General features: G+C 59.0%; 19 protein-coding genes. 15 read left to right on the top strand and 4 right to left on the bottom strand.

Annotated elements, in window-relative coordinates; genetic code table 11:
* Positions 1 to 217 precede the first annotated feature (217 nt).
* Entirely contained in the window at positions 218 to 2,131 is a 1,914-nt protein-coding gene (locus ACA079_RS28760; protein WP_497701753.1) for a sigma-54-dependent Fis family transcriptional regulator, read from the bottom strand.
* A gap of 435 nt (positions 2,132 to 2,566) precedes the next feature.
* Here ACA079_RS28760 and exaC point away from each other — a divergent pair, with 435 nt between their 5' ends.
* The 14 genes from exaC (at position 2,567) to ACA079_RS28830 (ending at position 17,868) form a co-directional block, all read left to right on the top strand.
* Positions 2,567 to 4,087 carry an acetaldehyde dehydrogenase ExaC gene (gene exaC, locus ACA079_RS28765; RefSeq protein WP_497701754.1) on the top strand — a complete coding sequence of 507 codons (1,521 nt, stop codon included), beginning with the start codon at positions 2,567 to 2,569 and terminating at the stop codon, positions 4,085 to 4,087.
* 240 nt (positions 4,088 to 4,327) lie between these two features.
* Positions 4,328 to 5,698, top strand: coding sequence for an ethanolamine permease (eat, locus tag ACA079_RS28770; protein ID WP_497701755.1), 1,371 nt, complete (start codon positions 4,328 to 4,330; stop codon positions 5,696 to 5,698).
* A 192-nt stretch (positions 5,699 to 5,890) separates the two neighbouring features.
* Positions 5,891 to 7,285 (top strand): ethanolamine ammonia-lyase subunit EutB, encoded by a 1,395-nt coding sequence (locus tag ACA079_RS28775; RefSeq protein ID WP_497701756.1) that lies wholly within the window; start codon positions 5,891 to 5,893, stop codon positions 7,283 to 7,285.
* Positions 7,286 to 7,293: 8 nt separating this feature from the next.
* Entirely contained in the window at positions 7,294 to 8,118 is an 825-nt protein-coding gene (gene eutC, locus ACA079_RS28780; protein WP_497701757.1) for an ethanolamine ammonia-lyase subunit EutC, read from the top strand.
* A 118-nt stretch (positions 8,119 to 8,236) separates the two neighbouring features.
* Positions 8,237 to 8,698, top strand: a complete 462-nt coding sequence (locus tag ACA079_RS28785) for a GNAT family N-acetyltransferase (protein ID WP_462002872.1) — start codon at positions 8,237 to 8,239, stop codon at positions 8,696 to 8,698.
* A 348-nt stretch (positions 8,699 to 9,046) separates the two neighbouring features.
* Positions 9,047 to 9,703: a DedA family protein gene (locus ACA079_RS28790; protein WP_497701758.1), complete on the top strand. Its 657-nt coding sequence runs from the start codon at positions 9,047 to 9,049 to the stop codon at positions 9,701 to 9,703.
* Positions 9,704 to 9,709: 6 nt separating this feature from the next.
* Positions 9,710 to 10,522: a M90 family metallopeptidase gene (locus tag ACA079_RS28795; RefSeq protein WP_497701759.1), complete on the top strand. Its 813-nt coding sequence runs from the start codon at positions 9,710 to 9,712 to the stop codon at positions 10,520 to 10,522.
* 113 nt (positions 10,523 to 10,635) lie between these two features.
* Positions 10,636 to 11,163, top strand: coding sequence for an inorganic diphosphatase (ppa, locus tag ACA079_RS28800; RefSeq protein WP_028620880.1), 528 nt, complete (start codon positions 10,636 to 10,638; stop codon positions 11,161 to 11,163).
* Between the two features lie 223 nt (positions 11,164 to 11,386).
* Positions 11,387 to 12,139 carry a S24 family peptidase gene (locus tag ACA079_RS28805; protein WP_497701760.1) on the top strand — a complete coding sequence of 251 codons (753 nt, stop codon included), beginning with the start codon at positions 11,387 to 11,389 and terminating at the stop codon, positions 12,137 to 12,139.
* 726 nt (positions 12,140 to 12,865) lie between these two features.
* Complete coding sequence (locus ACA079_RS28810) at positions 12,866 to 13,927, top strand: glycosyltransferase family 2 protein (RefSeq protein WP_497701761.1); 1,062 nt, start codon at positions 12,866 to 12,868, stop codon at positions 13,925 to 13,927.
* Between the two features lie 54 nt (positions 13,928 to 13,981).
* Positions 13,982 to 15,028 carry a hypothetical protein gene (locus tag ACA079_RS28815; RefSeq protein ID WP_497701762.1) on the top strand — a complete coding sequence of 349 codons (1,047 nt, stop codon included), beginning with the start codon at positions 13,982 to 13,984 and terminating at the stop codon, positions 15,026 to 15,028.
* On the top strand, positions 15,025 to 15,768 hold the full coding sequence (locus ACA079_RS28820; protein ID WP_497701763.1) for a hypothetical protein: 744 nt from the start codon (positions 15,025 to 15,027) through the stop codon (positions 15,766 to 15,768). Before ACA079_RS28815 ends, ACA079_RS28820 begins: the two co-directional genes overlap by 4 nt.
* A complete protein-coding gene (locus ACA079_RS28825) occupies positions 15,765 to 16,859 on the top strand; it encodes a glycosyltransferase family protein (protein ID WP_497701764.1) in 1,095 nt (364 codons plus the stop codon). The genes ACA079_RS28820 and ACA079_RS28825 overlap by 4 nt, the downstream gene beginning before the upstream one ends.
* 43 nt (positions 16,860 to 16,902) lie before the next feature.
* Positions 16,903 to 17,868, top strand: coding sequence for a fatty acid desaturase family protein (locus tag ACA079_RS28830; RefSeq protein ID WP_497701765.1), 966 nt, complete (start codon positions 16,903 to 16,905; stop codon positions 17,866 to 17,868).
* On the opposite strand, the gene ACA079_RS28835 is transcribed toward ACA079_RS28830, so the two are convergent.
* Positions 17,834 to 18,028, bottom strand: coding sequence for a hypothetical protein (locus ACA079_RS28835; protein WP_497701766.1), 195 nt, complete (start codon positions 18,026 to 18,028; stop codon positions 17,834 to 17,836). The genes ACA079_RS28830 and ACA079_RS28835 overlap by 35 nt on opposite strands.
* A 60-nt stretch (positions 18,029 to 18,088) precedes the next feature.
* Here ACA079_RS28835 and ACA079_RS28840 point away from each other — a divergent pair, with 60 nt between their 5' ends.
* Entirely contained in the window at positions 18,089 to 18,493 is a 405-nt protein-coding gene (locus ACA079_RS28840) for a hypothetical protein (RefSeq protein WP_497701767.1), read from the top strand.
* Between the two features lie 2 nt (positions 18,494 to 18,495).
* Here ACA079_RS28840 and ACA079_RS28845 read toward each other — a convergent pair whose 3' ends face one another.
* Positions 18,496 to 19,311, bottom strand: a complete 816-nt coding sequence (locus tag ACA079_RS28845) for a YfaP family protein (protein WP_497701768.1) — start codon at positions 19,309 to 19,311, stop codon at positions 18,496 to 18,498.
* Between the two features lie 3 nt (positions 19,312 to 19,314).
* Positions 19,315 to 20,934 (bottom strand): DUF2300 domain-containing protein, encoded by a 1,620-nt coding sequence (locus tag ACA079_RS28850; protein ID WP_497701769.1) that lies wholly within the window; start codon positions 20,932 to 20,934, stop codon positions 19,315 to 19,317.
* Position 20,935: the final 1 nt, after the last annotated feature.

The following is a 20,935-nucleotide window of genomic DNA, read 5'->3' on the forward strand; positions in this document are numbered from 1 at the left end:
AAACCATGTCCCCGGTCTCAAACGTAAAGGATGTACCCGGTTTTTACCCACCCCAGCCCTCTCCCCAAGGGGGAGAGGGGGGAAAGGGAGCCGATCTCCATGGTTTTCGTAACCTGAGTTCGACTCGTTATTTCAGGTCGCAGCACCTCGTCCAAACACCTCGGTCAGTTCCCTCTACCTCCGGGAGAGGGTTAGGGTGAGGGCTGGATCTAACGGCCTACCGCTCAATCCCATGCTTACGCAGCTTCCTATAAAGGGTATTGCGGCTAACCCCCAACTGTTCAGCCGTATGAGTCATATGCCAACGCGTCTGTTCCAGCGCATTCAGCAACGCCAGCCGCTCAGCGTCATCCAGCGGATGCTCCGACGGCTCTTCAACGGCAACAACCGGAACCGGCCGAGCCTGACGAATCATCACCGGCAAATCCTCCAGCCCGATCCGCCCGCCGTCACACAGCGCCGCCAACGTGCGCAGCACATTGCGCAACTGCCGCACGTTCCCCGGCCAGGCGAAGGCCAGCAACGCCTGGCGTGCCGGACCGTCGATCAATACGGTTTCCCCGCCCGCCTCTTCGGTCAGCAAAAAGTCGAGCAGCTGGGATTTATCACTGCGATCACGCAACGCCGGCAGCGCAACTTCCAGCCCATTGAGCCGGTAATACAAATCCTCGCGGAAGCTGCCGTCCTGCACCCGCTCCAGCAGATTGCGGTGAGTGGCGCTGATGATCCGCACATTGACCGATTCCGGCTCGCCGCCGATCGGCACCACCTGACGATCTTCCAGCACCCTTAATAGCCGGGTCTGCAAAGCCAAGGGCATGTCGCCGATTTCATCGAGGAACAACGTACCGCCATCGGCCTGCTGCAACTTGCCACGCATGCCTTCCTTACGCGCACCGGTAAAGCTGCCGCCGCGATAGCCAAACAGCTCGCTCTCGATCAGGCTTTCGGGGATGGCTGCGCAGTTGAGGGCGACGAAGGCTTTTTCTGCTCGCTGGCTGGCCTGGTGGACGGCTTTGGCAAACGCTTCTTTGCCGGATCCGGTTTCGCCGTTGATCAGTAGCGGTACGTCCCGCTCGAACACGCGCAAGGATTTGCGGAAGTCCTCCTGCAACCCCGTGTCGCCCAGACAAATGCCCGACAAGCGCGAAGGTTCGGCGATCACCGGGCTTTGCACCACCGGCACCGGAATGCTGCGTGGCTGCCCGCGCAACAGCGCAAACAGACTCCGCCCGTCACGCGTGCGCAAAGGCCAACTGGCGCTGGCATTGACGCTGGCGCGGCCGAGCAATTCATCCAGCGAGCAGTCGAAAAACGCCTCCACCGGTTTGCCCAGCAGCCCACCGCGAATATGCCCCAGCAGGTTCAGCGCACTCTGGTTGACCGCACTGATCCGCCCTTCCCCGTCAAACGCCAGCAATCCTTCGCTGAACAACCCGACGGACTCGGCCTGCAAGTGAAAACGCAGCAACCACTGATTGTCGAAGTAGCGCAGGAAATAGCAACTCTCGATCATCTTCGCCGAAAGATTGACCAGGGCCATGGTGTGGAATTGACTCTGACGCGAGACCTCGTGACGCGCCGAGGACACGTCGAGCACCGCCAGCAGTTCACCGTGCGGGTCGAACACCGGGCTTGCCGAGCAGGTCAGGCCGGTGTGTCGGCCGCGAAAGTGCTCGTCCTGGTGGATGGTCAGCGACTGACGTTCCACCAGACAGGTACCGATGCCGTTGGTGCCTTCGCAGGCTTCGCTCCAGTCAGCCCCGAGCCAGAGGCCAGCGCGTTCGAAAATCTTCCGTTCGGCAGGTGCGGTAACGCAATTGAGGATCACGCCGCGGGCGTCAGTCAGCAGGACCGCATGGCCGGCGCCTGAAAGTTGCTGATGAAGGCTGGTCATTTCGCTGCCGGCGATGTGCAGCACTTGCTGCAAGCGCTCGCGGCTTTCCAGGACGCGGCCATGCTCCAGCACTGTTGGTGCCATGGTCAGGGCCGGGTCGAGGTGATAATCCTCAAGACAACGCAGCCAGGAACGGGCAATCGACGGATCGCTGCCGGGGCCGTGCAGGTGGGATTTGCCCTGGGTGACGGTCAGGACCTGCTGGGCATGGCGACTCAAATGGTTGTCGTGCATTTCTTATTGTTCTCCCCGAGCGACTTACACCCCTTGTAGGAGCTGAGCTTGCTCGCGATGGCGTCCTGACATTCAACGTTGATGTTGGTTGTGCAGGCGTCATCGCGAGCAAGCTCAGCTCCTACAGGGTTATGCAGCAGCCATCAAAGGTGCATAGATCGCTATGACTTAGTCATATGGGCACCGAGCATCCTCCAGCCTAGCCTTCATTGCAATGCTGGCAAGACCGCCCAGTCACAGGTTGTGCCAAAAGCGGTACAAAGTGTCACCAGGGCTGTACCGAAACCGTCACAGACAGAGTCCGTCGGTCCGACAAAAATCGCGTAAGGCCTTGATTTGCCTGACCTGCAAGGCAGTGGCCCGACCTTTGCTCTACGCTTATAGCAAGCGCACATGCGCCTCTCTTATAAGTACAAAAGCCAAGGAGAAAACATCATGCGTTACGCTCACCCCGGTACTGAAGGCGCTATCGTTTCGTTCAAGAGTAAATACGGTAACTACATCGGCGGCGAGTTCGTCGCGCCTGTCAAAGGTCAGTACTTCACCAATACCTCGCCAGTAAATGGCCAACCGATTGCCGAATTCCCGCGTTCCACGGCCGAAGATATTGAAAAGGCCCTGGACGCTGCCCACGCGGCCGCCGATGCCTGGGGCGCCACGTCCGCCCAGGCTCGCTCGCTGGTGCTGCTGAAAATCGCCGACCGCATCGAACAGAACCTCGAAGTCCTGGCAATTACCGAATCCTGGGACAACGGCAAAGCCGTGCGTGAAACCCTCAACGCCGACATCCCGCTGGCTGCCGACCATTTCCGCTACTTCGCCGGTTGCATCCGCGCTCAGGAAGGCAGCGCCGCCGAGATCGATGGCAACACTGTGGCGTATCACATCCATGAACCGCTGGGCGTGGTCGGGCAGATCATCCCGTGGAACTTCCCGATCCTGATGGCCGCCTGGAAACTCGCCCCGGCCCTGGCGGCCGGTAACTGCGTGGTACTCAAGCCTGCCGAGCAAACCCCGCTGGGCATTACCGTGCTGATGGAGCTGATCGGCGACCTGCTGCCGCCGGGCGTGCTGAACGTCGTGCAAGGCTTCGGCAGAGAAGCCGGCGAAGCGCTGGCCACCAGCAAACGCATTGCCAAGATCGCCTTCACCGGCTCTACCCCGGTCGGCTCGCACATCATGAAATGCGCCGCCGAAAACATCATTCCGTCCACCGTGGAGCTGGGTGGCAAGTCGCCGAACATCTTCTTCGCCGACATCATGCAAGCCGAAGAAACCTTCATCGAAAAAGCCGCCGAAGGCCTGGTGCTGGCGTTCTTCAACCAAGGCGAAGTCTGCACCTGCCCTTCCCGCGCATTGGTGCAAGAGTCGATCTACGACGACTTCATGAAAGTCGTGATGAAGAAAGTGCTGTCGATCAAACGTGGCGACCCGCTGGACACCGACACCATGGTCGGCGCCCAGGCGTCCGAGCAGCAGTTCGACAAAATCCTTTCGTACCTGGAAATCGCCAAGGGCGAAGGCGCCGAGCTGCTGACCGGCGGCAAGGTGGAAAAACTCGAGGGCAGCCTGGCGACCGGGTATTACATCCAGCCGACCCTGCTCAAGGGCACCAACAAAATGCGCGTGTTCCAGGAAGAAATCTTTGGCCCGGTGGTGAGCATCACCACCTTCAAGGACGAAGCCGAAGCCCTGGCCATCGCCAACGACACCGAGTTCGGCCTGGGTGCCGGCCTCTGGACCCGCGACATCAACCGCGCCTATCGCATGGGCCGCGCCATCAAGGCCGGTCGCGTGTGGACCAACTGCTATCACCTGTACCCGGCGCACGCCGCGTTCGGCGGTTACAAAAAATCCGGCGTCGGTCGTGAAACCCACAAAATGATGCTTGATCACTATCAGCAGACCAAAAATCTGCTGGTGAGCTACGACATCAATCCGTTGGGCTTCTTCTAAAAAGCGTGGGCGATGCAGATGTTTCTGCGTCGCCCTTTCAATAGTCATCGCGAGCAAGCTCGCTCCCACATTTGCACCCGCGCTCCCCCTGTGGGAGCGAGCTTGCTCGCGATGGCGCCCTCAATGACACACCGAACATTGCCCTGCCGCTCTGGCACGGGCTTTGCGTGCCCGCTCTACACGAAAACGTCGTACCTGAAAGTCCAACAGATCAAAAAATAAAAAAGACAGCGAGGACTTATGACTTCTACTACACAGCTCAAACCCACACTCGGCACCCTGCATTTATGGGGCATTGCCGTCGGCCTGGTGATTTCCGGCGAGTATTTCGGCTGGAGTTACGGCTGGGGCACCGCAGGCACCCTGGGTTTCCTCGTCACCGCGTTGATGGTGGCGACGATGTACACCTGTTTCATCTTCAGCTTCACCGAATTGACTACCGCGATTCCCCACGCGGGTGGGCCGTTTGCCTACAGCCGGCGAGCCTTTGGTGAGAAAGGCGGACTGATCGCCGGCATCGCCACCCTGATTGAGTTCGTCTTTGCCCCCCCGGCGATTGCCATGGCCATCGGCGCCTACCTCAACGTGCAATACCCGGAACTTGACCCCAAGATCGCCGCCGTTGGCGCCTATTTCGTGTTCATGGGCTTGAATATCCTCGGCGTCAGCATCGCCGCCACTTTCGAACTGGTGGTCACCGTGCTGGCGGTCGCCGAATTGTTGGTGTTCATGGGCGTCGTTGCGCCGGGCTTCAGCTTCAGTAATTTCGCGCTTAACGGCTGGTCGGGCGCCAACGAGTTCACCATGGGCTCGATTCCCGGCATCTTCGCGGCGATCCCCTTTGCGATCTGGTTTTTCCTTGCGATTGAAGGCGCGGCGATGGCAGCCGAAGAAGCCAAGGACCCGAAACGCACAATTCCCAGGGCTTATGTCAGTGGCATTCTGACCCTGGTGTTCCTGGCCATCGGCGTGATGGTGATGGCAGGCGGCGTTGGCGATTGGCGTCAACTGGCGAACATCAACGATCCGTTGCCTCAGGCAATGAAGGCCGTGGTCGGAAACAATTCGACCTGGATGCACATGCTGGTGTGGATCGGCCTGTTCGGTCTGGTGGCGAGTTTCCACGGGATCATTCTTGGCTACTCGCGGCAGTTCTTTGCGCTAGCCCGGGCCGGCTACCTGCCTCGCGGCCTGGCCAAGCTCTCGCGCTTCCAGACTCCGCACCGGGCGATCCTGGCCGGCGGCGTGATCGGCATCGCGGCGATCTACAGCGACGGCCTGGTCAACCTGCAAGGCATGACCCTGACGGCAGCGATGATCACCATGTCGGTATTCGGTGCCATCGTGATGTACATCATCAGTATGCTGAGCCTGTTCAAACTGCGTAAAACCGAGCCGAACCTTGAACGCACCTTCCGCGCGCCGGGCTACCCGATCGTGCCAGGGATTGCGCTGTTTCTGGCGGTGGTGTGCCTGGTGGCGATGGCCTGGTTCAACACACTGATCGGGTGTGTGTTCCTCGGGTTCATGGCTGCCGGTTACTTGTATTTCCAATTGACCGCCAAGCAGCGCTTCGATGCGCCGGCGGACGCGATGCTCGAAGGCGTCTGAGTTGCACCGGCGCCGGGCTGATTCCCGGCGCCTGCCTTATTGAAGTGCACACCGCCCCCTGTAGGAGCTGCCGAAGGCTGCGATCTTTTGATCTTGCCTATTTAAAGATCAAAAGATCGCAGCCTTCGGCAGCTCCTACACAGGTTCGGTGGTGTATTTGAGTTATTTATAGAATCAGGAGGACCCCGTCCCATGGCCGCATTTGCCCATTCCGTCGGCGCCCAGACCTATCGTTTCGAGAGTCTCAAGGAAGTCATGGCCAAGGCCAGTCCGGCGCGCTCCGGGGATTTTCTGGCCGGCGTCGCGGCGCTCAACGATGGCGAACGGGTGGCCGCGCAGATGGCCCTCGCCAACATCCCGCTCCCTCACTTCCTGCAAGAAGTACTCATTCCTTACGAAGCCGATGAAGTCACCCGGCTGATCATCGACACTCACGACAAACAAGCGTTCGCCGCCGTCAGCCACCTCACCGTTGGCGGTTTTCGTGACTGGCTGCTCAGCGACGCGGCCGACGAACAGAGCCTGCGCGCCCTTGCGCCAGGCCTGACCCCGGAAATGGTCGCCGCCGTATCGAAGATCATGCGCGTGCAGGATCTGGTGCTGGTTGCGCAGAAAATTCGCGTTGTTACAAAATTCCGCGGCACGATGGGCCTGCGCGGTCGGCTATCCACCCGCCTTCAACCCAACCACCCCACCGACGAACCGGCCGGTATCGCCGCGAGCATTCTCGACGGCCTGCTGTACGGCAACGGTGACGCGATGATCGGCATCAACCCGGCCACCGATAGCATCGCCTCGATCTGCGCCATGCTGGAAATGCTCGACGCAATCATTCAGCGCTACGAAATTCCGACGCAGGCCTGTGTGCTGACGCATGTCACCACGTCCATTGAGGCCATAAATCGCGGTGTTCCGCTGGACCTTGTGTTCCAGTCGATCGCCGGCACCGAAGCGGCCAACGCCAGTTTCGGTATCAACCTGAACGTGCTGCAGGAAGGCTATGACGCCGGTTTGAGTCTGAACCGCGGCACGCTGGGCCAGAATCTGATGTATTTCGAGACCGGCCAAGGCAGCGCCCTGTCAGCCAACGCCCACCACGGCATCGATCAACAGACCTGCGAAACCCGCGCCTACGCCGTTGCGCGCCATTTCAAACCGTTCCTGGTGAACACCGTCGTAGGATTCATCGGCCCGGAATACCTCTACAACGGCAAACAAATCATCCGCGCCGGCCTCGAAGACCACTTCTGCGGCAAGCTGCTGGGCGTGCCCATGGGTTGCGATATCTGTTACACCAACCACGCCGAAGCCGACCAGGACGATATGGACACCCTGCTGACCCTGTTGGGCGTGGCCGGGATCAACTTCATCATGGGCATCCCCGGCTCCGATGACATCATGCTCAACTATCAGACCACTTCGTTCCACGACGCCCTTTACGCCCGTCAGACCCTAGGCCTGAAACCGGCGCCGGAATTCGAACAATGGCTGGCGAGAATGGGCATCTTCACCCAGGCAGACGGCAAGATTCACTTCGGCGACAGCCTGCCGCCGGCTTTCCGCCAAGCGATGGCGCAACTGGGATGAGTGTTGAAATGGATAAACCACCCGTTGATCCACAGAACCCGTTGCTGGAGCTGCGTCACCTGACGCCGGCGCGGATCGCCTTGGGTAGAACCGGCACCAGCATGCCGACCAGCGCGCAGCTGGATTTCCAGTACGCTCACGCTCAGGCGCGGGATGCGGTGCACTTGCCGTTCGACCATGCGGGGCTCAGCTCACAACTGGCTGAACGCGGGCGTGCCAGTTTGCTGCTACACAGCGCCGCTACGGACCGGAACAGTTATTTGCAACGCCCCGATTTGGGGCGAAAGCTCAGTGATGAGTCGGCTCAGACACTGCGAGATTACGCATTGGCCAATCCCGGCGGCGTCGATCTGGCAATTGTCGTCGCCGATGGGTTGTCGGCGTTGGCCGTTCATCGCCATACCCTGCCGTTTCTGGCGCGGATGGAAGATCAGATTGTGAATGACGGCTGGTCCGTCTCACCGGTCATTCTGGTGGAACAGGGTCGGGTCGCCATAGCCGATGAGATCGGCGAACTGTTGGGTGCGAAAATGGTGGTGATTCTGATCGGCGAACGCCCTGGCCTCAGCTCCCCGGACAGCCTGGGGCTGTATTTCACCTACAATCCAAAGGTAGGGCTGACGGATGCGTATCGCAACTGCATCTCCAACGTCCGACTCGAAGGCCTGAGTTACGGCATGGCGGCACACCGCTTGCTGTATTTGATGCGCGAAGCCTGTCGGCGGCAGTTGTCAGGGGTCAATCTGAAGGACGAAGCCCAGATTCTGACACTGGAGTCGGACGCAGGAGCGGACATGAAAGGTAATTTCCTACTGAGTCTGCCGGATGCCTGAACCGTTTCCGCATTGCGTTTCTGATTCAGTTTCAGGCAGGATCGAAACACGGCTGCCCGAGTGAGAACCGTTCGCCGTCACAGTACGTGAAGACAGCCACTTGAAGACGAGACCTACCATGCGGATTATTCAAGCGACCCTCGAACACCTGGACCTGTTGACCCCGTTGTTCGTCAAATATCGCGAGTTTTATGGCTCCCTGGCTTATCCGGACTCGTCCCGGGCGTTCCTTGAAAAGCGCCTGCGTCGCAAGGAGTCGGTGATCTACCTGGCCCTGGCCGACGACGACAGCAACAGACTGATGGGTTTCTGTCAGTTATATCCGAGCTTTTCGTCCCTTTCGCTGAAGCGCGTGTGGATCCTCAACGACATCTACGTCGCCGAAGAGGCCCGCCGCCAGTTGGTGGCGGACAACCTCATCCGCACCGCGAAGAAAATGGCCAAGGAAACCAACGCCGTGCGGATGCGCGTTTCCACCAGCAGCAACAACGAAGTCGCGCGGAAAACCTACGAATCCATCGGATTCAAGGAAGACACCGAGTTCAAGAACTACGTGCTGCCGATCAGCGACGAGCTGTAAGGCGCAGGGTGACCAGGCGGGCTTTTGTGGCGAGGGAGCTTGCTCCCGCTGGAGTGCGAAGCACTCCCAAAACCTAAGTCCGCGCTGGGTCAGGAAAGCCGAATGGCCGGTTTTACGTCTGCTGCGCAGCCGAGCGGGAGCAAGCTCCCTCGCCACAGGGGGTTTTGCAAAGCTGACAGACTCTAGTTGCCTCGAAATCCCCCGCTACAAACTCAACGCGCTTTTCACCTCTCAGCCCGTATAATGCCGACCTTTCCGGCTTGTAAGAAAAACTACACCCGTCTGTAGCCTTTCGCGAAGTCATCCGCACAGGCCTGCAGAGTCGGGCCATCACCTCAGGTGCTTTCCATGGATTTCAACCCGCTCGACCTTATCCTGCATCTCGATGTTTACCTCGATTTGCTGGTAAACAACTACGGGCCATGGATTTACGCCATTCTGTTCCTGGTGATCTTCTGCGAAACCGGTCTGGTGGTGATGCCGTTCCTGCCGGGCGACTCCTTACTGTTCATTGCGGGTGCCGTTGCGGCCGGTGGCGGCATGGACCCGGTGCTGCTGGGCGGCCTGCTGATGCTGGCGGCGATCCTTGGCGACAGCACCAACTATGTGATCGGACGAACGGCGGGTGAGCGTTTGTTCAGCAACCCGAACTCGAAAATCTTCCGCCGCGACTACCTGCAGCAAACCCACGATTTTTACGACAAGCACGGCGGCAAAACCGTGACCCTGGCGCGCTTCCTGCCGATCATCCGCACCTTTGCACCGTTCGTCGCCGGCGTCGCCAAAATGCCTTACCCGCGTTTCCTCGCCTTCAGCGTCCTCGGCACCATTCTGTGGGTCGGTGGCCTGGTGACACTAGGTTACTTCTTCGGCAACGTTCCGTTCATCAAGCAAAACCTGTCGCTGCTGGTCGTGGGCATCATCCTGCTGTCGTTGGTACCGATGATCATCGGCATCATCCGCAGCCGCTTCGGCAACGCCGCGTCCAAAGCTCAATCGCGCTGATTCACCATGTGGTCCCTTAGCGCCTGGCGTCGCCAGCGCATCCTGGCCAAGCATCCGATTGCCGACGACATGTGGCAGCGGGTGCGTCATCACTTGAGTTTTCTCGATGGCCTCAGCGCCGCCGAAGACCAGTGGCTGCGCGAAGCCTGCGTGCTGTTCCTCCAGGACAAACACCTGACCGCCCTGCCCGGCGTCGAGCTCCACCAGGAGCAGCGCCTGCTGCTTGCCGCCCAGGCGCAATTGCCGTTACTACATCTGGGCGATCTGAACTGGTATCAGGGTTTCCACGAAATCGTCCTCTATCCCGACGACTTTCTCAGCCCCCAGCGCCATCGCGATGCCAGCGGTGTCGAACACGAATGGGACGGCGAACACAGCGGCGAAGCCTGGCAGCAAGGCCCGATCATCCTCGCGTGGCCCGGCGTGATGGCCAGTGGTGGCTGGGAAGGCTACAACCTGGTGATCCACGAACTCGCGCATAAACTCGACATGCTCAATGGCGACGCCAACGGCCTGCCGCCGCTGCACGCCGACATGCGGGTCAGCGACTGGGCCAAGGTCATGCAAGAGGCCTACGACGACCTTGATCGGCAACTGGACCGCAATCCCGACGCTGAAACCGCCATCGACCCGTACGCTGCGGAAAACCCGGCCGAGTTCTTCGCGGTCACCAGCGAATACTTCTTCAGTGCCCCGGATTTGCTGCACGAGGCGTATCCTCAGGTCTATGAGCAGCTGAAGCTGTTTTATCGTCAGGACCCTCTGGCCCGGCTGCGGCAACTTCTGGCCGAAGACCCGGTCTATCAGGCACGCGACTAAGGTCTCTACGACCTCTGGTACATAGCAACGGCGGCAGAATATGCCTATAATCGCCGCCACTTTTTGGTCAATCCGGCCAAGTGTTTTTGGTCAACTAACGGGGGCACCGCCCAATGAGCTACAGCAAGATTCCGGCTGGCAAAGACCTGCCGAACGACATCTACGTCGCGATCGAGATTCCGGCCAACCACGCCCCGATCAAATACGAAATCGACAAAGACAGCGATTGCCTGTTCGTTGACCGTTTCATGGCCACCCCGATGTTCTACCCGGCCAACTACGGTTTCATCCCGAACACCCTGGCTGACGACGGTGACCCCCTCGACGTGCTGGTCGTGACCCCTTACCCGGTTGCTCCAGGTTCGGTCATCCGCGCCCGTCCGGTCGGCATCCTGCACATGACCGACGACGGCGGCGGCGATGCCAAAGTCATCGCAGTCCCACACGACAAGCTGTCCCAGCTGTACGTCGACGTGAAGGAATACACCGATCTGCCACCTCTGCTGCTGGAACAGATCAAGCACTTCTTCGAGAACTACAAAGACCTCGAAAAAGGCAAATGGGTGAAGATCGAAGGTTGGGGCGACGCAGAAGCCGCTCGCACCGAGATCATGAAGTCGGTTGCTGCCTATAAAGGCTGATAGCCGCCTCTCATGAGCGGCTATAACGAAGAACCCCGGTTGATCCGGGGTTTTTTGTGGGCGTTTGAATATCATATTCAACAGCACATTTAACTGGCGGGCAGACCGGTTTTTTCTTGTTTAATTTTTACAAAAGACGTCTTACATCAGGACTTAAATTTCACGCCAGATTTGAACGGTTTGTTGAATCAAAGCCTTATGCCGCGCGGCTAGACTCGTGTTTATGAAAAAGAACAAAACCTGCGGCCCACGATTCAGAATGCTCCTGAAAGAGCTACAAATCACGACAACGAGATTTGCCGAATTCCTGGGTATTTCCGACCCTCAAACTGTCCATAACTGGTATACCCGCGGAGTTCCAGACTACCGCATGGAAGATGTCGCCAGAAGACTGTCCGTGAACACTGAATGGTTGAAAACCGGCGAAGGACCGCAAGACGCCAGGGCATTGCATCTGATCGACGCATCCGGCAACACCTTCGACGCCCAGTCAATCCGGGGCACCTATCGGGTCATCGACCCAGTCGATATCGAACTACCTTTTTACAAAGAAGCGGCCACTGCACCCGGCTCCGACAAAACCCATGTCATCAAAGACCCCAGCGAATCGATCCGCCTGCCGCGCAGCGATCTTGACTCCCTGGAAATCAACCACGCCGATGCCATCTGCGCCCGCATGGTTGGCAACAGCATGGCCGAAAAAATTGAAGATGGCTCCATCGTCGCCATCGACCGTGGGCTCACGCAAATTATCGATGGAGAGATTTACGCAATCGAACACGACGGCATGTTGCGCATCAAATACCTGAGCCGGGTACCAGGCAACGCGATACGCATGCGCAGCCACAACAGCTCCGAATACCCGGATGAAGTCTTCAGACCTCCGCACATCGAAGAACAAAACATAAGGGTTCTGGGATGGGTGTTCTGGTGGTCGACCCTGAACAAACGCAGGCCACCCGTACCTTTTCTGTAAACACATAACTCTGTAGCAGCTGGCTTCGCCAGCTGCTACACGTAACCGCAATCGCTCTAGGGCGCACGCCACGCTGGGAATTTCGCAAAAAAATCAGTATGCTGCGCCCCACATTTGCGCATCGACCCGCCTCGCGGCTCAGATCGCACCGACAAGGCAGATGACTTTCTCGCCAAGTCCCGCAGCCGGACGCAAGATCCGGGTGTACGTTTTGAAGGCTGGCGCGGTTTACCAAAAATGAACCAAGCCAGTCCCCGAGAAGCCGGCCACAAGCCGGCTTTTTAATGCCTCAGATTTACTGGCGCCGCTATGCAACGCCATACCGTTCAATAGATAGTTTCGGCCTCGAACAATCTGGCGTGCAGGGTGACGAGGTCAGCTGGAGCATCATTGCGCCCCATGCGCGATGTCATCAAAGCTCAAAACGGCGGTAAGTCCTCTCCTCGCAAGTGCGCCTTGCGCCGAGCGAGATCCAAGGGGTATGGCACCGCCATTGGGGGCGCAGCGGGCTTGGCAACAGTAATGCTGAATCGGCATCACCATAGCGCCAGTATTCCATGGCATGCTCTGCCGGGACTGGTTAGCGTCGATGATCACCTCATGGACTCCCGCACGCTTCTTTCGCTTCTCTGGTCAGGGTCGAAGCAACAAGACTGACTTCATTCACTTCGGGCGAAAAGAGTCTGAGCGAATACAACTATTACGAAGCAATAACTTGGGATGCCAATGGTGCATAAAAACAGGGAAGTAACGAGCGACCTGGATTTCGTCGCAGCCACCACGGCATTAGTGGTTGAGACCAATAATCTGCGCGGCGGCAATGATTCGCTAGAAGCGTTGGCGAGTCTGAAACGGCTGATCATCACCTTAGGGCAGCAAACATTGCCACCCGAATCTTTTGCGCAGTGGGTCATCACGCATGACGGTCTGAATGCGCAGGCGTGCAAAGATATTTCCGAGCTGGCCGGGCGGCAGATCGATTTCGTCGAAATTGATCCCCGCACCGGCTACTACGATGCGAAAAATATCGGTTTCGACTGTGTCGATCAGAGCCGATGCCAGTACGTTGTATTTGCAGATGCCGACTGTGTCCCTTGCATCGACTGGCTGGAGCAATTGCTCTCCCCCTTTGCCCAGCCCGACGCTACGGCACCGCTGGCGGTCGCCGGGCGCACCAGTTATGACGCCAGCCTTACGGGAAGTGCACTGACTGCGATCGACTTCATGTATTTCCCCAGCCCCTTGCGTGAAGGCGCCACCCGCAATTTTTATGCGAACAACGTCGCCTTTCGCCGTGACACGTTCGAACAGCATCGCTATGAGCCACTCGACGGCGTCTATCGCGCCCATTGCCAAGTAATGGGCTTACGCTTGCAAGCCGCGGGTGTTGCGGTGGCGTATGCCCCTCTCGCGCACACTGAACACAGGCTTCCGGATACCCGTGGTGAAGTGGTTAAACTGCGTTGGCTCAGGGGTGGGGACAGTGTCGACCTCACACCGTATCTGGTACGCGCTTACATGCCTGCCTGGCTCCAATGGCTCGGCCGCAGTGGACCCTTGGGCCCTTTTTGCGTGATGACGGGGCGTCTGGGCTATAGCCTGCGCGCATTAAACCACCAGGATTTACCGCCTTTACACGGGGTGCGACGCATCGCAGCTACGGCGATTTTGATCGGCATGTCATTGCTGGATACCGCAGGGGCGATCGTTCGAGGACTGGGTATCTCGGCCGGTCGCGCGAAAGCTCGCCATTCTGAATCGCTGTCTTATCACCGAAATCTGGATTGATACCGCGCAAGGTCGCATTTTTTGCACATAAGACCGCGCTTACAGGAAGTAACGATGAAAACTGACGCCACCGCCTCACGCTGCTCCTTCATGATGGGCCTGGTACTGCTGTCGCTGAGCATTCAGGTCAACGCCACTCCGTCCGAGTTTACCGGCCGCGGCGTATTTCACTTCGCATCCAGCGATGGATGTCCGCCGGACCTCATGGGCAGTACTGGCAACAACGTAAACGCGCAGTGCAACCGCATCGCGCTGGATGTCCCGGATGCTCACGCAAGCCTCGACATTGAATCCCATACGATTCTTATTTCTGCCGATGCAGCGCATGACAGTGAAACCGTTATAGGCGACGTACTGCTGCACGGCAGCGGCATCGCGTCTGATGGTCAGCGTGTCCCGTTGAGCCTGCATGTGCTGCTGCGTCGATCGGGCAAGAATTGGAAACCCGACACCTACGTACACTCGCCGGTGCGCGGAAAATTCGATGACATCGTGATGCCCCCTTACCGGATCAGCGTCCGCGAAGGCGGCACTGAGCGTGTGCTGTTCACAGCCGAACAAGCTCGCGATGTACTCGCTCACCCATCGCTCGCAGCGCGGGTGGCTAGCTATTTCATCGGAGTGCGCGCAAGCGACGCGAAGAATCTGTCTGCCAACGACATTACGATTTCCCTCGGCGTAGGCAAGTTGTCGAAGTCACTGATGCGGGCCAGTTTTACATCGGAAGAACCCAATACCACCGACCTGAATCAGTTACTCGCAAATGGCAGCTGGGCGCTCAAACTGCAGGCGTTGAGCAGCCACATTCCATTGTGGGTGGTGCAGCGCCAGTTGTTTATATTCGGTCTTGAGGACAGCCCGCTACTACAGGACGTGCGCCAGCGTGGCTTGAATAAACATGACACGCTGGAGTTCGGGGCACTCAAAGGCAAAGGTTATCTGCGTTTAAATGGTCGTGAAGAAGCGTTCTCCGGCGCCGCCACTTCGGGGTACGCCTTTATGCGAGACAGCTTTATCGGCTTGATCCTGGCTTGGCACCGCAAGCCGGAAGCTCAAACGGCATCAGTCAAAATCGACACTGCGCAGCAGTCGGCCCAATGAGTGTGGTTGAGCAAGCCTGCACCGAAGCCGGTTACGCGTGCCTGGCAACCCCCAAAGCACAAGGCCTGATCGCGCTGCAAGCGCGCTGGGTTGACCGTATCAAACGTGCTGCGCTGGTTCGTTTGCATCGCAGCCGACGCGGGGAAAGACTGCTCCTGCGCATGTATCTCGCCGGAGAGGACGCGACGGAACGCGCACTACTGGAAGAGTTATTACCGCAGTCACCCGACTGGCTTGAGCGTCAGGTCGAGCAACATCTGGCCGATGAACGCCGGCATGTGATGCTGTTTAGCGAAGCATTACGCGCCGCAGGGGATGATGGCGAAACGCGCCTTGCACCGGACTGGCTCAGCCGGCGCAAGATTGTGCGCTGGCAGCGCCTGGCGCATCGCTATAAACAGCACTTCGAACAGGGACTGTTGGTACCCGCTTACGCGACGGGGCTGTGCGCCGAACAGATGGCGGAGCGCGTACTCAGTCGTCACTGTGCAGTCATTGGACACGAGCATGGGCTATATCCGTTGTTATCGAGGGTTTTGGCTGACGAGAAAGCTCACGTCCGGCTGTGCGAAAACACCTTGCGGCGCATCGTGGCCCCACATGAAACGGGCTACCTGGCCACGTTACTGGCCGAGATTCGCGCTATCGAATCAGGCTTCGGCGTGACCGGCGCATTGGTGATGTACGTGGCCGGTTGGATCTATGGTGGGTCAAGCGGCTTACGGGGTGGTGACCGATGAAGCCACGCATCCTCTACCTCGCCACCGCCGATGCTCGCGGCCATTTAATGCGCGCGCAACTGCTGGTGCACGCGCTGCACAAGGCTGGCGCGCAGGTCGAAGTCCTGACCACCTCGGGTGAGGGGCAGCTCTTTCTGGAAAGCTTCGGCATTAAGGCCGACATTCTGTCGCAGCACTATGCGGTTCAGTTTGACAGCGGGCAGAACATGCTGCGCAAGGCTACAAACAGCAACGTGGCGCATTATGTTTTCCGCCCTGGCAGGATGCTCCGCGACATCATTCGCCTGCGCGGCAAACTGCGTAACGTGGACTTGCTGATCAATGATTCCTTCCACCCGGCGCTGCTTTTCATGGGCACGATGCCCGGTTGGCGACGCAAGGTCGTGCACGTATATGGCGCGAGCCTGAAGGTCGCACTGATCAACAATTTCGAGGGTATGTGGCCGCGTCTCTTCGGGCGTGTTTTCGGCTGGATAGTCGGCCGGCAGATAGACGCGGCACGGTCGTGTATCGAACATGACTTCGCCTATGAGATCGACGATGCAAAGGCACCGGCACTGTTTCGATTGCCGACACCCATCGCTCTGGCCGTCAGGCAAACGGCGCCACACCGAGTTGGCGCGGCGATCTATCTGAACCCGCATTTCAGCGACACCCGTCTGGCCGAGGCGTTGAGCTCGGGTATCGCCGATGCAGGCCTGAACGCGCATCAGGTGGGTGAAGGCTATGCCGGACTTGCTGGCTGGCTCGGGGTTGACCCGGATTGGGCCACCCACGCGGCGCAGGCGAAATTGATCGTGTCTGCACCTGGAATGGCAGCGCTGTCGATCGCGCGGGTCTATCAGCGCCCTATCATCCTGGTCGTCACCGATCAGCCCGAACAGGCCACCAATGCCGCACGCGCGGCACAGTTACAGTTGGTGCACCGCGTGGTGACCTGGCGCGGTGACGCCAATGATTTTCGCTGCCAGGTGGCACAAGCCGCAGCGGAGCTGACCCAGATGCAAACGCCTCAACCCAACGGGTCGGCAGGCAATGAGTGCGCCCAGGCGCGGATTGACGCGTGGGTCAGCCGCCTGCTCACATTGTGAGACCGCCACATTACGCCGTCACAAACACAAGGAGGTGATGCACGTGCTCAAACCAAAATCCCGTGCAGGCGACAATCTGGCACTGAATGCTTTTACTCCGCCCGCCGAGCTATTTGCGCTGAAACCGTGGCTCACGTTGCTGGCGCTGTTGGCTGACTGGGGATTGATCGCGGTGTCATTTGTGTGTGCGGCGATCTGGCCGCACCCCATCACTTACGTGGTGGCGGCGATCATCATCGCCCGCAGTCAACTCGCACTGGCGGTGATCATGCATGAAAGCGCCCATGGCGTTGTGCTGCGCCACCAAGGCCTGAATGATTTGATTGGGCAATTTTTTGCCGCTGGCCCGTTGTTTCTGTCGCTGCAAACCTACCGTGTCGGGCATTTGAAACATCATCTCGCGCCGATGCAGCATGACGACCCGGTAGTCGCGGTGTTTGGTATCGGCGACTTCCCGCTGCCAAAGGGCAAGCTGGCAGCCAGGCTGCTGGCGGACTTATGTGGGGTGGGATACCTCATCAGCGCTGGCAAATTCGCCCGAGGCGACTATCTCGACATCATGCCCAAAGCAGATAAATCACCGGGCTATATAGCGTGGGAAATTTTTTCAGTGCTGGCCAGCAATGGTCTGCTGCTCGGCATACTGACGTGGTACGGGCACGCCTTGCTTTACCTAGGCTTGTGGCTGCTGCCAGCTATTACCTTGCTGCCATTGATGGGCCGCGTCAGGGCAATAATGGAACATGCCGGCCTGCCGGCCTGCGATGACCAAAGCCAGAATGCGCGCAGCATCGTCCGTGCGAACTGGCAGACCTTTGTGTTCGGCCCGCATGCCATTCACTACCACATCGAGCACCACCTCTTTGTGCGCGTGCCCTTCTACCATTTGCACCGCGTGCATCAGCAACTCGTGGCGCAGCAACTCGTGCCCGCCAGCAACCTCTATAAGGGGTACATCGGAGTCTTGCGGGATGTCAGTTACCCTGCCGTAAAATCGCCAACACCCTGACGCCGACCTGGGCGGAGCGCATGTTTGGATCGGCATTGATGGCCCCGAACCCAGCAAGAACTGAATTCGTTGTTTTCCCCTTGGTGAAGTCGTAACTCACGCCCATTTCAGCGCCAGCAGACTCTTCCTGTTGACTGGCATGTTGCACGCCCTTGTGCATGATCCGAATTTCGGGTTGTTGTACCCTTCGTCACCTTCATTTCCAATCCTCCGGCTCCGCATGAAAAACCTGATCACCACAGCAGCACTGCTTCTCTGCCTGGCCGGCTGTGTCGGCGCAATCGTAGCGGTCCCGGAGAAAACAACGCATAAAACAGACGCCTACAGAGACCTGACTTATCAGTCCAGGACGCCGGTCATTACCAGTACGGTGAAGTCTTTGCCTAAACGCGAGTGGTGCGGCATCACCGTGTGGGCTGTGATCATTCCAGTACCGTTAAAGCTGCCCGTTTGTGAGTCTTACTTCGAGCAATCCTTTGGCAACGATGTATTCGGAAACAACGTGGTGTTGCTGAACTCAGAGCAGAAGGTGCCAGCTCCCTTTTATGCCTGTGGTCCCTTCATGATGTTGGGGCCGATCAGTCATGGTTATGAAGGTAACGCGCTCTGCGGGACATTTCCTTAAGGTCACGGATAACTAAACCCCTTAACCAACGTCAACTCCCCCACCGCCCGCATCGGCACCAGGAACGTCTCCATCTTCTCGTTCGGTGTCCCTTCCTCTGTAATCACCGTTACCTGTGCGGTCGTCAGCGGCTGAACCGCGTCCTCCTGCCCCTCATCATCACTGCGATACCCACCGCCGAAGTAATTCACATAGACGAGGTATTGGCCTTTGATCGGCGCCGGCATGGCGAAGATTTCCGGGCCGTAGCCGGTCGTCACGTCGACATCGAGCGCAGCCCCATTGGGAACAACGCGGTCGCCGTACCAGATATGGGCGCCGTCGGGTGTGATGAGGTGCAAGTCGAGGTCGGTGCCATCACTGTCCCAAGCCAGTAGCACGCGCAACTTCGCTGGAGTGGCGCCACCACTGGCGTTCAGGAACTGCGTGCGGTGGCGCTGCAGGCCATCGGGGCTGCGGACTTCGACGCTGTTGCTGCCATTGGGGAATGAGAACGGACGATCAAAGCGACCAGCGGGGTCAATCTTCAGTGGCATGCTGACGCCGTTGACGATCAACCGGCCCGGCTCACCAGACTTGGGCGTCGCGTTGATTTGCCCGGTGATGCGTGCAGTGTTGGCCTGCCCCACCGGGGTGTTCACCGAGGAGGCCGGGTAGTTAACGATCTGGCGAAAGTTTTCGCCTTCTCCTTCAGGCGCGCCAGTGCGCCAGCCGCCAACGGGGGTGTCGAGTTTGGCGGCGCTTTCAGCGGCGAACGTCGTCGGCCATACGCAAAAGGAGCAGAGGAACAGGAGGACCTGTGGATAACGGAGTTTCATGGCCTATTCCAGCAAGAGGTGGCGGGCGAGCCCTTCGATGTAGGTTTCATCCTGGCCGTTGGGGTGTGCTTCGAAGGCCAGGTGCAGGTATTCGTGGGTCAGGTCGAGGCGGTCTTGCAGCGACAGCACACCGCGCACATAGATGCGCTGGCGGTCGCGGTCGACGTAGGGACGGCCGAAGGCCAGGCGGCAGACGGCGAAGGTGCTGACTTCGTTGTAGCCGACTTCGCTTTCGAGGCGCTGGCGCCAGCCGCGACGTTGGTTTTGCAGCCAGTTTTGCGCGGCGGGGAGTGTCTCGCAGGAGGCGACGGGGTTGTCCCAGCGGCTGAGGCTGGCGCGCGGGTAAGCGTGGAGCAGAATGGCGTCGTAGCGTTGGCCTGCGTTGGCTTGTTCAACGGCTTGGTGCCAGGAGAGTTTGTCCGGGCCGGGCTGGTCGGAGTGGTAGGTGACGGTGCTGCCGGCGAGGACCAGGTCGCTGGTCCAGGCGGCGATGTTGCGTGATTCGGCAGTAGCTGGACGTGGGGCGACGCGTTGCCGGCTGCTGCTGTCGTCGATGCTCAGGCAGTCGCCGCTGCGGGTGGCGTTTTGCAGCAGGTACGTGCGGATCGCGATGGCCAAAGCTTTGGCTGCTTCGGCGGGTTCGGATCTGGCTTCGCGCTGGAGGACTCGGGCGACATATTCTTCGCGGTCCAGGCGGGCGACGAGTTTGTCTTTGAGCAGAAAGAGTTCGCCGTCGCTGTGGATATCGAGTTGATTGCCGTTGGTGAATTCGACGCGGTAATCGCCCTGCAAGGGCCCGGACTCAACAACACGATCCCCCGCCAGAACGCGCCCGACGGGATAGCGTGAAAACAGCCCCACCTCGACACAGCGTCCCGCATCCAAAGGCCAATCCACCGGCAACACCGAAGCCAACGCCCCACCATAATTGCGCAAAACCATCTGACTGGTCCCACGCCCACCGGCCCAAACCGGCGTACCGTTCGCCGTCCACCCAGCAAACCCACCCTGACGCGACGAAGGGTCCTGATCCCCCAACCAGCTCCAGGTCTTCACCCGCAACCGGCCACCGAGTTCGCCCACGACATTGCCGTCAGCCGCATTCAACACCACATCCAGCAACACCCGCCGCGCTTGATCCTGCGCCGGCATCACGGCCAGCATTCGCAGCAACTCAGCCACTGAAACTCGCGTGGAAGGCTGCAACGAAGGCAAGTTCAGCAACCACTCCGGTGCCTTACGTGCCTGCCAATACTCCCGCCAACCAGCATCAGAAATACCCAACCGCGCAGGCTCAAAATACAAACCACAAGACTTCACCAACGCCTGATCGCGCTCAATCTTGCCGCCCGCTGTGCAGCAGTAAACTTCCTCTTTCGACTGCCCGCGACATTCGTAAGGCGATTCATGGGCGTTGGTATCAACCAGCCAGCCGTACACAAACAACTTCCACACACTGCCCAGCGGAGTCTGCACATCAGCAGGCAACGGCTCGCGCGCGATCACCTGAGTCCGGCTCAACGACAGCAACTCACCTTTGAAAGCCAGGCGCAGCGGCTCCTCCTGCGCTGTCGCCAGCGCAGGGATCAAGCACAGCAGCAACCAGACCAGAGGTCGGGTCATA

The organism is Pseudomonas sp. LBUM1645 (genome assembly GCF_059716185.1).